Raw genomic sequence first — 16,277 nt, forward strand, 5'->3', positions numbered from 1 at the left:
CCTACTGAATGAGACTATTTATTCTGCAACAACTGGAAAGTTGTTACAAAAGGAACTCCTTTTTTGAGATAATAAGAAATAACCGAATCTAGCCGTACAATTAAACAATCGCCCGAATTCTTTTGTATAAACCCTGGAACCCCCAATTTTTTATTATCCAGATGGTTGTAAAACTCCCATGGATGAAAATAAATATTCAAAAAGCCATCTTTCCTAAGCGCACTGTTACATAAGAATTTATAGAACGGTAATGGAAACTGATGGAGAGAAATCCAGAAAAGAGGAATTCGGAACGGATAAGAAACCGAAGCCGGTACCTGCCAAACGTTCTTTTCTTTAAAAATATTCCGTGGACGACGAAGATGATTATACCTACCGGGAATCCAGGTAGGATTCAGCGACGAATTATATGTATATCCGGCATAATACAGCTCACTTTCATCAACAGCCATCATCCGAGGCATCCGAAAGCCTCTTACTTGAGCATTACTTAGTTTCTCCAACGCATCTTTTGATGCTTTTAAGTCTTCTATATTAAAATTTGAATGATTGCAGCCATGTGAAGCAAGTTCGTGCCCTTCTTGTACTATTCGTTCAATAATTTCTAACGAAGATTTAGCAAATGTAACCGTGCTGAAGAACGTTGCTTTTATTCCGTACTTTTTTAGCAAGTCGAGCACCTTGACTAATCCATCCTTTGAGATGGCAATTTGTTCTGCCAACGAGATTTCTTTGTGATGCTCTATCGGTAAATCAAATTCTTCTATATCGAAACTTAATGCAATCATATTATCTGTAAGCTATTCGTACAAAATTAAATAATTCTTTTTTCAAAACTTTCATCCCCATGTGAGAAAGATGTACCCCTTCACGAATATCCGTTTTTACTTCACAAATATTAAGATCCCTTTCTCTGGACGCCAAATATACAAACTCAGTATCAAAAAGAAACTGATCAATCTTTGTTCTTAAGAAAATGTCTCTCCCCTTTCTGCTCATGCCTTTCAACCCACCTTGGGCATCGTTAAACTTCATACCTAGAATCACTCTATTCATAATCCGGGAACAAAAAGACATAAGACTACGGAAAAAGCCTAGTTCTGAATGATGAAAATAGGAGTTTGTCCGAGCTGCAACAACGACATCGTACCCTTTTTCCAACTGATGAATTACAGCAAGAATACTATTTAGGCAATAAGGGAAGTCCCAATCTGTATAAATAATCAAAGAAGAACGCGTGGTCTCTATACCTTTTCTAAGCGCATATCCTTTCCCTCTGTTTTCAGGATAACTTATAAATCGGGCTTCAGGAATCATTTTTCTGAACTTTACAATTTCCTCTTCATCCATCTGGGTTGTTGACCCATCGTTTACAACAATCAGGTTGAATGTTTTATCAGGTAAAAAAGATTTCAATTGATTCATCTTATCGGATATAATTTTCTGCCAGTTAGCCGGTGGATTATAACAAGGAAGAACAATATCAACCTCATTACTAGTGGTTGGCACAACAGCAACATGTTCTTTTTTATTATAACATCCTTCTCTCTTTAAAAAATTGAAGATGTATAGTTCATAGCAGACTTTCAGCCAAATAATGATGCATGGTACTGCCTTGATTGAATATGGAATTATAAAGTCATTTCTTATTCCTTTCGGAAACAGATCAGTACATGAAATTTCGGTTATTACAAAAGCAAAGATTAAAAGAGCCTGATTTAACTTTCTGTTTCCAGAAGGTGTATTTATATACCATAGTGTAACTCCTAAAATAGCTATTATATAGGAACTTGACTCGCTTCCTGTACTGAACAGTACCGTAAAAAGCAGTACAGAAGCCAACAGCATCATTCGGAAACTTTGGGAGCGATATTGCTTTATACGTAAATAGGGTAAACCAAATAGAATTATTCCAGGAATAAGCAGCCATAAATCAGAATAAGCACCGCAACTCACTTTCCTGACAAACCCAAGCAGGGAAATATTCTGATAATATGCAAATATATTTTGGCTGTTTTTACCTAAAAGATCTACTATCCACGAATGGTACTGTTCAAATATGTAGGATGGAGATGAGTAGATCATGGGAAAGAAAAACATAATTACACCCCAGAAAAGACAAGACAGCAGGAGTCTTTTTTTATCTCTGGAGAAAGGCAGGAAGGCAAGTCCTACTACTCCATATATTTTAGTGAATGTGCCCAACATGATAAAAAAAGCAGCCCAAAAATCTTTTTTCCGGTCAATATAATAATAGGATAAAATAATGATCGCAGTAATCCCGACGTTGAATTGTTGCGCAGTTACCGAAGTACACAGCTCAATTGCGCTAAATAAGAAAATAAACAAATGCTTATTGCGGCTCAGTGGTAGTTTTTTTATCGCAAAGAATAATAAACAGGAATTTGCCACCACCCATAATGTAAGCCCCAGAAAATCGGGAAGAATTGAAAATGGAAAAATCACAGCACTAAAGAATGCTCCATAATGAGCAATGTCATGGTATTCTTTAGGATAGGGAGCATATAAAGGCAACTGATTATATGCATGCCAAAAGATGTTTTTAAAAATTCGATAATTATTATATCTGTCTCTGATTAATCTCAATGAGCCACAAATTACCGTTGCTATCATCCAAACAGAAAAAATAATATGGTAATTTTTACATAGGTATTTGTACACTAAATTATCTTTCCGGCAATTCATTACAAATTAAATTTTTAAATTTTTCATTAAAAGAATCAGCATCTATTACAGAAATTAAAGTCTCTCTTTCAAGAATGTTCAAATTTGGGGATCAATTGTCACTACTTATCAAACAATTCGCTTTCATAGCATTTCCCCATAAAATCAATTTCAAAAAGTAGCACAAGTCACACAAGTCGCGCACATTGGCTGCAACACATTTATTATCAAACAAGTACAGGTGCGTGACTTCCTGCGTGACTTGCGCGTGACTTACACATCCGAACAAGCAATATTCTTACCAAATTACGACTTTATTCGTTTGAGATGCGTGTTCCTGCTTCAGTTGAATAAAATAAATTCCTTTTTTAAATGAAGCCAAATCAATCTTCTCTGTGGGTTTGCCTGACAAAGGTTGAGTTAATAACAATCGTCCGTTTGCGTCCGACACCATTATTTGCCCGGCTCCTTGTACTCCGTTCAAATAAACGATTCCGGTAGATGGATTCGGATATATTGTCAGGCGATTGCTCAGCTGATTGTTTATTCCGGTATTGATAAGGCTTCTTGCAATATTACTTATACGCACTTCGTCTATATAACCATCTAGGTTGGTGCCAATCTGAAGGTCGCGTGCATTTAGATAGGTTTCAGTGGAGGTATAATTCTGTTCTCCTGAGAAAATCTGATTCCGGTTTCTGTCGTGTACAATCAGCTTTATTTTCATACCCTTTGTATCCCGGATAAAAGTCACATGATACCATTCGTTCAGATTTATAGAAGATGAGGTTTGCCCGATACGGGAATTAAGCCCGGAAAAGTAGTATCCATGGAATACATTTCCCCACCAGGGACTTACTTCCAGCGAATAGTTGGACTGATACATATCTGAATCGCCCGGCTTCCATACTAGGTACATGTTATTATTGGCAGTAAATGAATTGAGCTTTATCCAGGCTTCAATGGTCCAGTCGCCTGTCAGATTCAATGCCGCACTGTTGGGCACGGTCAATGGTGTTACTGTTTTGTAGCTTCGTCCCAGCTGGTCCACTCCGGCAGCATCGGTTGCCAGACTGGTCGGATTTCCAATAGCATTGGGAGCCAAATTGCTTCGGTTGTTCAAATCATTGTCGAAATGCAGAAGCAGTACCGTGTTTTTGTCCATCAGGTAAGGACCTCCCACCGGATTGTTTTGCAAAACCGTGAATGTTTCGCCAACGGAAAGGTTACTGTTGTTGGATAAGTCGGTAATTTTCAACTGACAAGCACCCGAAATATTTGTTGGAACAATCCATTTATATTGTCCGGAAACAGTAGAAGTACCGGGCTCGATGCCAGTCCAATCTACGCCGTTATTGATTGAATAATCAATTTTAATATTCTGCACATTGGTGGTTCCCCATTTGATTATTGCCGTGTCGCCGGTTATCACATAACTGTTTATTGCAGGAGAAATCAAACTGAGTTTGGCCAAATTTACTTTTTGGAAAGGACCGAATGTGGTTGAGACATCCAAATTATCGGGAGCAGATATCTTGATAAAAAAACGACTTTGAATATCTGCGGCATTCCATGTGCAACTGGTATCTGTAGTGTGGTCGGCAATCTTTGTCCAGCTCTTAGCTTCATCGGTTGAGACATAAACATTCAGTTTGATTGTGTTTTTAAGCGGTACCCAATTGATAGCTACAGTCTGATTTGTTTCATTGGTGCTGGTTACCGGATTTAGCAACGTGGCAACAGGCATTTGCTGAACGCGGGTATCAAAATCGAATAAATAATCTTCGAAAAAAGCCTGGGCAGTAGCATATCCTAAGGTTTTATAACCTACAGTGTCGTTTATCTGTACATTTTTTACCGCATCATATCCTCCTTTTCTGTACATGAAATCAATCATGCTATATCCTAAGTATTTGTAACCATAATCAGTTTGAGGATAATCTTTGGTATCGGCATAAGTAGGACGATGCCCAAAATAACGGGTTGCAAAATCCATGGATGAAATAAGCAAAGGACGATATGAAAATCCGGACAGCCCTAAATATTCTCCAGCCAAAGGGCCTTCTGCATTAAAGAAAGCGAATCCCTCTCCTAGCCATGCTGTTCCTGATTCCTGTTTCCATAATCCTTGAAACAGATGAGCCAATTCGTGCCTCATGAGGTATTTTACCGAATTTAAATCTGCTGCGTTGGATGTGCAACCGGCATGTAATCCCGATGACCATGCCGTTCCTCCAATATTTGCAGTAGCCGGGTCGCAATTTAATCCTTCAATATCGGCATCTACACAATCTCCTAATGTAAATACAGACATCTTCTCTCCTGCTTTTACATTATAATGGGAAGTATATTCGGCATAAGCCTCCTCCATTGATTCTGTAAGCATTGGGAAGTTTATATTTCCAAAATATGGTGTAGTATAAAATTTGAAATTGTCACTTTCACGGTATAATTTAACACGAAAGTTATCATCTGAGAGCAAAAAACGGTGAGACAGATAACGATTAAAATCTCCCAGCAATCCGGGCAAGTTATCTACATTAAACCACCACGGAGCCACATCAAATCCATTTGCATTTATATTGGTAATCAGAGGATATCCCCAGTTTTTAAATACGTTCATAAATTCGGCAAAGACACCGGCAACAGCCATTCCGTTGTTCGCTATAAAGCCGGCACGGTTATTCAACACATCAAATGAAGGAAAAGCTCCTCCGTAAGCATTAACTGCTGCTTTTATTGTTGCATCCGAAGGGAGTAAGCCCGATTCAAACAAGGGAAATCCTACCTTGAAAATCAAAGGCATCTGATTCGTTTGATAATAATGGAAGATGTACGCCTGATTCAGGTAGTACAAAGCCACACTGGTTAAATCGGGGAAAACGGCTTTTTGCTCATTAGTAATAGGTTCACTAATGGTGATAGTCCCGTTTGCAGCAACGAATCCTGCTTCAAAAGGAAAAGCATCGGCGGGCTTCTGTGTCTGATAATCGCTTGCCGAGATAACGATAAAGGGATAGACAAAGGTGTTGAAAGGCGGATTAAACCATACGCGACCATGATATTTCAACACTTCCAGCCGGTTCTGAATTCTTTGCATATCTACTCCGGGAATTGGAATAACCTCTGTCTTTTTTGCTAATGGTTGAGACGATCCTGTTGGATTTAATATTGAATAGGCTGGTAACGTGATTGCACTAAAAATAAGTACAATGAAGATTTTTTGAAGGGAAGATGTGACTGATTTCATATCTGTCAAATTTAAGGTTCTTCAATTTTTTGCTAAATATATGTATATTAGACAACAAATGCAATAGTAAGTTATAAATTTAGATGCAATTAAGTTACATCTATAGCGTACGATAATAGCTTTTTTACTTTGCGATTATTATTGATAAGGCCGTTGTGCTAATAATTATTCGTATAATTGTCTCCTACATCCGGATGTACCGATAGCCTACACCCGGGTGTACCCTGCCTCTCCATCCGGGTGTACAGGTGCGGTACACCCGGGTGGACGGACAAAAACATAAAGGTAAAATCAAGCACTTTAAAGTAAATATATCGTAGGCATCCAAGTGATATCGCTTTGATGATTAAGCATCAAATCAATTGTTCACTGACATTTTCTAAATGATTTTCGATGCACGATGCATATTGTTTACACGTTATTGAAATGACGCTGCGTGACTTATTAGAAGTCACGCGCTTTTTTAGCGAAAGTCACGCACCTATATACACCTGACATACAGAATATTACAAGCCTTCTGCGTGACTTGCGCGACTTGCGTGACTTTAAAAAATAAATTATATGGGGAGAGGGGGATGCGATAAATGAGGCATTAAAAAAGCCGTCACGAAAACTATTCGTAACGGCTTGATTTTTAAGAGGTGGGCCATCTTGGGCTTGAACCAAGGACCTCCAGATTATGAGTCTGTTGCTCTAACCAACTGAGCTAAAAGCCCGTGCGTCCATATCTGGATGCGGGTACAAAAGTAGAAAGTTTTCGTGAATTATGCAAGGGTTTCTATTAAAAAGATAAGAAAAATATACCAGTAGGAACTTTGTGGAGCCATATTTAGGTTTTATACCCGGGAGCCAGGTTAAGGTAACCACTCCTTAACCTGGCCGCCTGAGTTAAATATCTATCCACCTTCAAGAGAAAAAACAAACATCATCATAACCAAATCTTGATTAGGTAGATACAAAGAATTTAAAAACTAATTTTGAAGAGTTACTCAGTTATGTCATATCTAAGTATACACAAGATTTATTTCTTCGATGCAAATTAAAGCAAAAAAAATAGTTTTAGAGCTAAAAAGCATTGGACTATTCTCTTCTCCAATATTCTTTTGATTTACAAATAAATAACTCTATTTTTAGCACGATTATATCTGTTTGATATTGGACAAATGCATTTTTTACTCCATCCAGAAAGGAAATTATGTACCTTTGCCGGACAAAATAAGATCATTTTATCTGCTGCATGAAAAAGGAGTATCAATACATATTATTCGATCTGGACGGAACTATTTCCGATCCAGCAACCGGCATCACCCGTTCTATACAATATGCTCTTTCATTCTTTGAAATTACCGTTCCTAACCCGGAAGAGCTTACCAAATTTATTGGGCCACCCCTGATTGAGTCTTTCAAGGAGTTCTATCACTTCAACGACGACCAAGCTTTACTTGCCCTGAAAAAATACCGGGAATATTTTGTCGCCAAAGGGATGTTCGAAAATTATCTGTACAAAGGAATAGAAGAACTACTACAGACACTGAAAGAAAAAGGGAAAACCATATTGCTGGCTACTTCTAAACCCGAACCTTTTGCGAAACAGATTCTGGAGCATTTTAATCTTACACATTATTTCTCTTTTATCGGAGGAGCCACACTGGACGGGAGTCGTTCAACAAAAACGGATGTTATAAGGTATGTATTAAAATCAAACCAGATTACAGAACCGGGAAAAACTGTCATGGTTGGCGACCGTGAACACGATATAGAAGGAGCAAAGAATAACGGCATCACCTCGATTGGCGTACTTTATGGTTACGGAAGCAAAACCGAACTGCAAAAGGCCGGAGCCGATTTTCTAGCTTCGGACATTAAGGAACTTATGATGCTTTTATAAATCAGGAAAACCAATCACCACAAAATGGTGAAATTGGGAAAAAAGTTTCAGATTTTATCTGGTTTAAGCCCAGATATACATTATTATATTAAATACGCAGAAAACAGTCATCCTCTTTCCCGAAAGAAAAGAAGGAGACGGTTTCCTGCGTAAACTTAAAAAATGAAGGGATAGGTTATTTTATAATTTCTTAAGTCCTTTCATTTCATCTGGAGTTTTTACCTCAATAATGCTAATAGCATAACCTCCACCCGGAGCAGCCTTGAGGGTAACCTTAGATTTATTTGTCACCACTTTTTTCTCTATTGTATAAGCCGAAGGATTCTTTTGATAATGAGCATCAGCAGCATCGCAATAGAAGGTTGCAATATACTTTTTTCCGGGTTCGAGGAAGTTAAACGACAATTTGGACTGGTGCCCATTCTCATCGCTGGTATTCCCCACAAACCAGTTGTTTGTTCCTTTTGCTTTGCGGGCTACTGTAATATAATCGCCCGGTTCTGCTTCCAAGTACTTGCTGTCATCCCAATCTACTGCCACATCTTTGATAAACTGGAATGCATCCAGGTGCTTATTATAGTTCTCAGGAAGGTCGGCAGCCATTTGTAATGGGCTATACATAGTTAAATAAAGTGCCAACTGGCGAACAAGCGTACTACGAACAAACGAGTGCTCTCCTTTGATGAAACTAATCTTGGTATCGAAAATTCCCGGAGTGTAGTCCATCGGGCCCCCCATTAGACGGGTGAAAGGAAGGATAGTGGTATGATCGGGATTGTTTCCTCCAAAAGATTCATATTCCGTACCACGGGCAGACTCATTCCCTATCAAGTTAGGATAAGTACGGCAAAGCCCAGTGGGACGCACAGCTTCGTGGGCATTAACCATAATTTTGTATTCGGCTGCCTTAGTAACTGCATAAAGATAATGATTCACCATCCACTGGCCATAATGGTATTCGCCACGTGGAATAATATTGCCTACATAACCACTCTTCACTGCATTATAGCCATTGTCTACCATGAACTGGTATGCTTTGTCCATGTGGCGTTCGTAATTACGAACCGATGAAGAGGTTTCGTGATGCATCATCATTTTCACCCCTTTGGAAGCTGCATATCGGTGCAGTTCCTGAACATCGAAATCGGGGTAAGGAGTAACAAAGTCGAATACATAATCTTTTGATTTGCCAAACCAGTCTTCCCAGCCAACGTTCCATCCTTCTACCAAAACAGCATCGAATCCGTGCTTGGCAGCAAAATCGATATATTCTTTTACGTGCGCTGTATTAGCAGCATGCTTTCCGTTTGGTGTTACTTTTGAATAATCGGTAACTCCTAGTTTAACAGCCGGCAGGTCGGTGTAGGACCAAGTACTTTTCCCCGTAATCATCTCCCACCATACACCTACATATTTAACAGGCTTAATCCAAGAGGTATCGTCGTATTTACAAGGGTCGTTCAGGTTCAGGATTGTTTTTGAGGCAAGAATATCACGTGCATCATCGCTCACGATAACCGTACGCCAGGGCGACTGGCAGGGAGTTTGCAGATACCCTTTATCGCCAATGGCATCAGGGGTGAGCCATGATTCGAAAATCATATTCTTATCGTCCAGGTTGAGGTGCATGCAGGAGTAGTCTACCAGTGCCGCCTCGTGAATATTGATGTAAAGTCCGTCTTTGCTCTTCATCATCAGCGGAGTTTGCACTCCGGTAGGAGAGAAAGAAGTCTGGGAGGCATTTGAAGTGATAGCCGCTTTCATTTTTCCCCTGATTTCGGAAAGGTCGGATGTTACGGTACTATACTCCTGAGTATCATAATCTCCTGGAAGCCAGAAAGCTTTATGGTCGCCTGCCATGGCAAACTGGGTACGTTCCTCTTTCACCACAAAATAATTGAGGTTTTTCTGTTGTGGGAACTCATAACGGAAACCTAAACCATCGTTGAACAACCGGAAACGGATTATGATATAACGGTCGGCCGATGGTTGGGTCAGGGTAGCAGCTAATTCATTATAGTTGTTACGGATGGTTTTAACCTCACCCCACACCGGATTCCAGTTTTGGTCGAAACTGCTTTTATCCACACTAGTTAGAACAAAATCTTTCAAAAGGCTAGGCCCTTCTTTCAGCTCCAACCCCAGCTTGCTCTCCTTGACAACGGGTTTGCCTTTAAAGGTAAGCTGATAAACAGGAACTCCTCCTGTTACTTCAAAAGTAAGTTCCAGGTTTCCGTTCGGGGACTTAATGGATTCTGCTTTTGCCACTATCACCGAACAGATTAAAAAAAGAAATAAGAATGCTTTTCTCATGGTAAAAAAATAATTATATTGAATTTGTTTAATTGATTCTGTATTTTGCAGAAAGCGAAACTGTTACGTTAGAGCCTCTAGTCCAACCGGATGCAAAGGTGCCTTTATCTGTAACAACAATAACCCGGTAGTTTCTCGCCACCGGATGTAGTTTCCCTGAAACAGGTTTTACAACAAGCGCGACAGATGCTCCTTTCTGTATTGCCGAAAAGGAGGAAAGAAGGTATTCTCCTTTCTGATATTGAAATCCGTCACCGGCATCTTCATACAGTGAGCCTTTTGCCATCCCGTGCTTATCAAGTGATACAACTAACGTTAGCGAATCAAGCTTATATTCAGTGGTATTCTGAATTACTTTTCCCATAGGAATGATGGCTCCTCCCCTTAACTTTACATCGGGCTGATACTTATCAGTCCGGCTATCTTCGCCTGTGAAGGAGATTGTTCGCCAGATTCCTTTTGGCAAAGCGGGTTTAACAGCCCATTTTGGTATTACCAACAAATCGCTTCCCAGAAGAAAAGCCTGATCTTCTTTGCGCAAAGTAGTATCCTTAACATCAGCAAAGAATACCGGACGCATAACCGGCATGCCGTTTTGAGATGCTTCATGGAAGAGTGTATAGAAATAGGGAAGTAAACGGTATCTTCTGTTAAGCGCCGTACGCGAAACCTGTTCTATTTCGGGACCGAAAGCCCAAGGTTCTTTATTGTTGGCATTATTACTAGCATGACCTCTCATAAAAGGATAAAACGCGCCAAAGGCAATCCATTGTCCAAAAAGTTCGGGAGTTACACTACGGGAAAATCCTCCTAAATCGGGTCCATTGAATGCCTGACCGGACAAGCCAAGGTTTAGCGACATTGGCACAGACATCTTCATATGATTTACAGTAGAAACATTATCGCCTGTCCAAGTGGCTCCGTAACGATGACTACCCAGAAAACCAGAACGGGATAAGATAAACGGACGCTTTTCAGGATTGGCTTTCAGGATTCCTTCTTTTGATGCTTTAACCATCAGCATACCGTACACATTATGGTAGCGCAGGTGAGAACCCGAAGGCACTCCTTCGCCTCCTCTGTGGAGATTGTCTTCAGGCATTGTTCCGTCGGGGCCGTCAAAGACAGAGGGTTCATTCATATCGTTCCACACCCCGTCGATACCTGTTGCCATGAAATCTTTATAGAGTCCGCCCCACCAGTTCCGTGTTTCGGGCCTGGTAAAATCAGGGAAAGCACATTTCCCGGGCCAAACACTGCCGTTGTACTCCTTTCCATCATTGTTTAGCACCCAGTGCTTGCCTACACTCCCGGAATCATAAACAAAATAGCCCTTTTCGGCTTTTACACCAGGATCAATCATCCAAACAGACTTGAAGCCTTTTTGATGCAGGTAAGTATTTACACCTTTAGGATCGGGAATCTTATTTTTATCGAAAGTAAAGATCTTGAAATGATCCATGTAATCAATATCCATCCAGATTACATCGCATGGGAGTTGTTTAATCCTGAAAGTATCTGCCACGCTCTTTATCCGGGTATCGGGAACATAAGAGAACCGGCATTGCTGATATCCCAGCGACCAGAGAGGGGGCATGGAGATTCTTCCAATCAGGTTCGTCAATGTCCGGAGCACTTCCTGCGGAGAATCTCTCTTAATGACAATAACGCGAAAAGCAGGACCATCAGAAATAAATCGGATGCTATCGGTCAGTTCAATTTGCTGCTTCCAGGTATTATCGGCTATGATACCAAAAGCTGTACCATCGGCATTTACTCCCAACACCCAAGGGTGAGAATGATAAAGGCGCTTACCTTCATCTTTCTCGTACTCGCAATTATCTGTATTCCAAAGCGTAACCACGGTACCATTTCTTAGTAAAGGCCCAGTATTCTCTCCGGTTCCATAAAGACTGGTTCCTTTCGCAATGGGTAGAGTGGCATACGACTTCCTTCCTTTCAGATAGAAGTTTGGCCTAAGTTCCCAACCTGAAGGGACCTCTCCTGTCACAGCCGGTTCTTTCAATAACGCAAATGAAGGCTGATGGGCAGAAGAATCATAGTTCCGGGGATAAAAGACCGACACATTTTTTCCAATGAGTTTGCATGATTGTGCTACACAATGTATGGTTGATATAGAACATGCTGTCAACAGACAAATAAATACGGATTTCTTGATCATTCTATCGCTGTTAATTATATATTTTTCAAAAATAAAATTAAACTCATTAATAGCTGTTGATTAACAGCAATTTTTTCCCGGATGCAAATCAAATAATTATTAATGATACATAACTAATAGATGTGGTAAAAGAGGGAAAAGAGCAAATGCAAACGTTTTCACTGAACAGAGGTTAAACACGTATCTTTCAGTAAAAAAGTTGTTATATAAAAATCCTTAAATTATGGCTTATACCTCACTTTTTATTTGTTTATTTGCACCAAATTCGGGTGATATGTGCCCATACATGAACACATTCACTCATGACGGATATAAACAGATGAATAAACTCACGATAAATGCATGTCCTCTTTGCGGCGGAACAAATCTTGATAAAAAGAAGACATGCACAGATTTTTATGCCTCAGGAGAGCAATTCGACCTTTATCAGTGCCGGGACTGCAGCTTCCTGTTTACGCAGGGAGTTCCTGTAGAAAAGGAGATTGGGAAATATTACGAGACACCCGATTATATTTCTCACAGTGATACAAAGAAAGGGCTGATGAACGGAATTTACCACAAGGTACGAACTTATATGCTCCAAAAAAAGGCACAGCTGGTAAGTCAGGCCTCAGGAAAAAGTACAGGGCGGATTCTGGACATCGGAACTGGAACGGGATATTTCTCACATACAATGCAGCAGAAAGGATGGAATGTAAGTGCGGTAGAAAAAAGCGCTCAGGCACGTACATTTGCTAAAAAGAACTTTAACCTGGATGTAAAAGATGAATCGGGGCTACAGGAGTTTACGCCTGCATCGTTCGATGTTATCACCCTATGGCACGTGATAGAGCATCTGGAAAATCTGAATGATACCTGGAAACGATTGCATGAACTGCTTTCCGAAAAGGGAACGCTCATTATTGCTGTTCCAAATTGTGGTTCTTACGATGCGCAAAAATACAAAGAATTCTGGGCTGCGTATGATGTTCCCCGCCATTTATGGCATTTCAATCCGGATACCATGAAGAGATTCTGTGAAAAACATAATTTTGAAATGGTGGATCATTTACCGATGCCGTTTGATGCATTTTATGTCTCAATTCTGAGTGAGAAATATAAAAAGAATCCATTCAGTTTTGTGAAAGGAATGTGTACTGGTGCCACTGCATGGATTCATTGCTTGAATAATAAGGATAAAAGCAGCTCGATTATTTATGTATTCAGAAAGAAATAAATATGAAAAGTAAACATAACAACACTGTTTCATACTTTGATATTCAAAGTGTAACCTCCAGTATCAGTACCATGTTGGTATTACTCCTGTTGGGACTGGTTGTTTTTTTTGTGTTATCGGCAAATAACCTTTCCGTATATGTACGCGAAAATATCAACTTTTCAATCCTGATCAGCGATGATATGGCTGAAGCCGACATACTGAAAATGCAAAAGGAACTGAACAAAGAACCTTTCGTTAAAGAGTCAAGCTATATTTCTAAAGCACAGGCGCTTCGTGAACAAAGCGCTGCAATGGGGACCAATCCGGAAGAATTTCTGGGGTACAACCCATTCACCGCCTCACTGGAGGTAAAGCTGAACTCGGCATATGCCAACTCGGACAGTATTGCAAAAATAGAGAAAAAGATAAAAAAGAATACAAATATCCAAGAGATACTATATCAAAAAGATCTGGTTGATTCGGTAAACAAGAATATTCGAAATATAAGCCTGGTATTGCTGGCACTTGCAGGACTTCTGACGTTGATCTCTTTTGCCCTTATCAATAATACCATTCGCTTGACGATACATTCAAAAAGGTTTCTGATTCATACCATGAAACTGGTGGGAGCCAGCTGGGGATTTATACGGAAACCTTTCCTGATAAGGAGTATCTGGGTAGGTTTAATTTCGGCAATAGCAGCAGATGCAATTCTTCTGGGGGGGGCTTATACACTGGTAAATTACGAACCGGAGCTAATCTCTATTGTCACAACCGATGTTCTGCTTATTGTTGCTTCCTCTGTACTGTTATTCGGAGTGATAATAACTTTTTTGTGCGCTTATCTGTCGATAAACAGATATTTAAGAATGAAAGCAAGTACACTTTATTATATTTAAAAACAGATAATTCAAAACAACAAGAATATGGACAAAAAGAAATTAGCTTTCGGTAAATCCAACTTTATCTTACTAGCAATAGGGATGGTTATTATTATTTTAGGCTTTATATTAATGACAGGTCCTTCAACCACGGAGACAACTTTTCAGCCTGACATCTTCAGTGTCCGCAGAATCAAAGTGGCGCCTATGGTATGTTTCCTGGGATTTATTTTCATGATTTACGGCGTTGTACATAAACCTAAATCCGACAAGTAGGAATGGGAGATTTGACATTATTACAAACCATACTTATTGCAATTGTCGAAGGGTTGACTGAATTCCTGCCTGTCTCCTCAACTGGTCATATGATTATTGTACAAAATATGCTGGGTGTTCAGAGCACTGAGTTTGTAAAGGCATTTACTGTAGTTATTCAGTTTGGGGCAATTCTATCCGTTGTAGTACTTTACTGGAAAAAGTTTTTCAAACTGAATAAGTGCAAAATTATTGATAAACAGGCGACTTACAACAAACCTTTTGGGGGAAGAGTTGTTGTTTATCTGAAAAGATTCCTCTATAAATTTGATTTTTACTGGAAGCTCTTGATTGCATTTATCCCGGCAGCTGTAATAGGCTTTATTTTTGGAGATAAGATTGATGAAATGCTGGAAAGTGTAACTGTAGTTGCTACAATGCTGGTAATAGGAGGAATATTTATGCTTTTTGTGGATAAAATTTTCACGGAGGTTGATGAAAGCAAAGGTGTGACTGAGAAAAAAGCCTTCAATATAGGGCTCTTTCAATGTATCGCCATGATACCGGGAGTTTCACGCTCTATGGCGACCATCGTTGGGGGAATGACACAAAAAATGTCACGTAAAACTGCTGCCGAATTCTCTTTTTTCCTGGCGGTTCCAACCATGTTTGCTGCTACGGCCTATAAGTTGTTAAAGCTTTTTCTGGAACCCAACGGAATAGAGATTCTGAGCCAGAATGTAATGGCATTGATAGTTGGTAATGTGGTAGCTTTTATTGTGGCATTGCTGGCTATTAAGTTTTTCATCAGCTTTGTAACCAAGTATGGCTTCAAGGCTTTTGGTTATTATCGCATCATTGTAGGAGGAATCATCTTGGTGATGATGTTTTTAGGACATAATTTAGAAATTGTTTAATGAATTTTATTGAAGGAGAAGTTTTATGCTTCAACAAGCCACTGAAGTGGACATCTTTTAATCTCGTGGCTAAAGTAAAATTTCCGCTACTGAGAAAACTGAGAATAAAAAAACTAAAGGTTGGCCATGCCGGAACGCTCGACCCCTTGGCAACAGGTGTAATGATTATCTGTACCGGGAAAGCCACAAAGCGAATTGAAGAGTTCCAGTACAAAACAAAAGAGTATATTGCCACAATCATGCTAGGGGCTACCACTCCCTCTTATGATTTGGAAAAAGAGATTGATACCACCTACCCTACGGAGCATATCACTCGTGAGTTGGTTGAGGAAACATTGAAAAAATTCATTGGAAGCATTGAACAGGTTCCACCAGCCTTCTCGGCCTGTAAAGTTGATGGCGAAAGAGCTTACGAATTGGCCAGAAAAGGGAAAGAGGTAGAACTAAAACCTAAGACTCTGGTGATTGACGAAATTGAGCTACTGGAATGTAACCTGCCCGAAATCAAAATACGGGTAGTATGCAGCAAAGGAACCTATATACGGGCATTGGCACGGGATATTGGCGAAGCACTTAACAGCGGTGCACATCTTACAGGACTAATCCGCACACGGATTGGTGATATAAGATTAGAGGATTGCATGGAAATAGACCATTTTGTGGAATGGCTAGACAAACAAGAAATTGAAGTAAACTAACGTAAAGAAA

Annotated in this window: 11 protein-coding genes and 1 tRNA gene; 6 read left to right on the plus strand and 6 right to left on the minus strand. The window is 39.8% G+C overall.

Going from position 1 to position 16,277, the window contains the following annotated elements; genetic code table 11:
- Window positions 1-14: 14 nt before the first annotated feature.
- The 4 genes from ABWU87_RS11500 to ABWU87_RS11515 all read right to left on the minus strand — a co-directional run bounded on the left by ABWU87_RS11500 (window position 15) and on the right by ABWU87_RS11515 (window position 6,651).
- Window positions 15-788, minus strand: coding sequence for a polysaccharide deacetylase family protein (locus ABWU87_RS11500; RefSeq protein WP_353330847.1), 774 nt, complete (start codon window positions 786-788; stop codon window positions 15-17).
- Window position 789: 1 nt separating this feature from the next.
- Window positions 790-2,634 carry a glycosyltransferase 87 family protein gene (locus tag ABWU87_RS11505; RefSeq protein ID WP_353330849.1) on the minus strand — a complete coding sequence of 615 codons (1,845 nt, stop codon included), beginning with the start codon at window positions 2,632-2,634 and terminating at the stop codon, window positions 790-792.
- Window positions 2,635-2,983: 349 nt separating this feature from the next.
- The gene (locus ABWU87_RS11510; protein WP_353330851.1) at window positions 2,984-5,935 is read right to left on the minus strand and encodes a LamG-like jellyroll fold domain-containing protein; all 2,952 of its coding nucleotides are present in this window, start codon (window positions 5,933-5,935) and stop codon (window positions 2,984-2,986) included.
- Window positions 5,936-6,577: 642 nt separating this feature from the next.
- Window positions 6,578-6,651 (minus strand) — tRNA-Ile (locus ABWU87_RS11515).
- A 521-nt stretch (window positions 6,652-7,172) separates the two neighbouring features.
- Here ABWU87_RS11515 and ABWU87_RS11520 point away from each other — a divergent pair.
- The gene (locus ABWU87_RS11520) at window positions 7,173-7,823 is read left to right on the plus strand and encodes an HAD family hydrolase (protein WP_353330852.1); all 651 of its coding nucleotides are present in this window, start codon (window positions 7,173-7,175) and stop codon (window positions 7,821-7,823) included.
- A gap of 180 nt (window positions 7,824-8,003) precedes the next feature.
- Here ABWU87_RS11520 and ABWU87_RS11525 read toward each other — a convergent pair whose 3' ends face one another.
- Window positions 8,004-10,136, minus strand: a complete 2,133-nt coding sequence (locus tag ABWU87_RS11525) for a glycoside hydrolase family 97 protein (protein ID WP_353330854.1) — start codon at window positions 10,134-10,136, stop codon at window positions 8,004-8,006.
- Between the two features lie 28 nt (window positions 10,137-10,164).
- Window positions 10,165-12,318, minus strand: a complete 2,154-nt coding sequence (locus ABWU87_RS11530; RefSeq protein WP_353330856.1) for a TIM-barrel domain-containing protein — start codon at window positions 12,316-12,318, stop codon at window positions 10,165-10,167.
- A gap of 319 nt (window positions 12,319-12,637) precedes the next feature.
- On the opposite strand from ABWU87_RS11530, the gene ABWU87_RS11535 reads away from it, so the two are divergent.
- The 5 genes from ABWU87_RS11535 to truB are packed head-to-tail and all read left to right on the plus strand — an operon-like array spanning window position 12,638 to window position 16,267.
- A complete protein-coding gene (locus ABWU87_RS11535; RefSeq protein ID WP_353334460.1) occupies window positions 12,638-13,534 on the plus strand; it encodes a class I SAM-dependent methyltransferase in 897 nt (298 codons plus the stop codon).
- A 2-nt stretch (window positions 13,535-13,536) separates the two neighbouring features.
- Complete coding sequence (locus tag ABWU87_RS11540) at window positions 13,537-14,415, plus strand: cell division protein FtsX (RefSeq protein ID WP_353330858.1); 879 nt, start codon at window positions 13,537-13,539, stop codon at window positions 14,413-14,415.
- 27 nt (window positions 14,416-14,442) lie between these two features.
- Window positions 14,443-14,673, plus strand: coding sequence for a DUF3098 domain-containing protein (locus tag ABWU87_RS11545; RefSeq protein WP_353330860.1), 231 nt, complete (start codon window positions 14,443-14,445; stop codon window positions 14,671-14,673).
- 2 nt (window positions 14,674-14,675) lie between these two features.
- Window positions 14,676-15,569, plus strand: a complete 894-nt coding sequence (locus tag ABWU87_RS11550; protein WP_353330862.1) for an undecaprenyl-diphosphate phosphatase — start codon at window positions 14,676-14,678, stop codon at window positions 15,567-15,569.
- The gene (gene truB / locus ABWU87_RS11555; protein WP_353330864.1) at window positions 15,569-16,267 is read left to right on the plus strand and encodes a tRNA pseudouridine(55) synthase TruB; all 699 of its coding nucleotides are present in this window, start codon (window positions 15,569-15,571) and stop codon (window positions 16,265-16,267) included. Before ABWU87_RS11550 ends, truB begins: the two co-directional genes overlap by 1 nt.
- Window positions 16,268-16,277 lie beyond the last annotated feature (10 nt).

The sequence above is a fragment of the Bacteroides sedimenti genome (assembly GCF_040365225.1).
In the GTDB taxonomy this organism is placed as follows: Bacteria; Bacteroidota; Bacteroidia; order Bacteroidales; family Bacteroidaceae; genus Bacteroides; species Bacteroides sedimenti.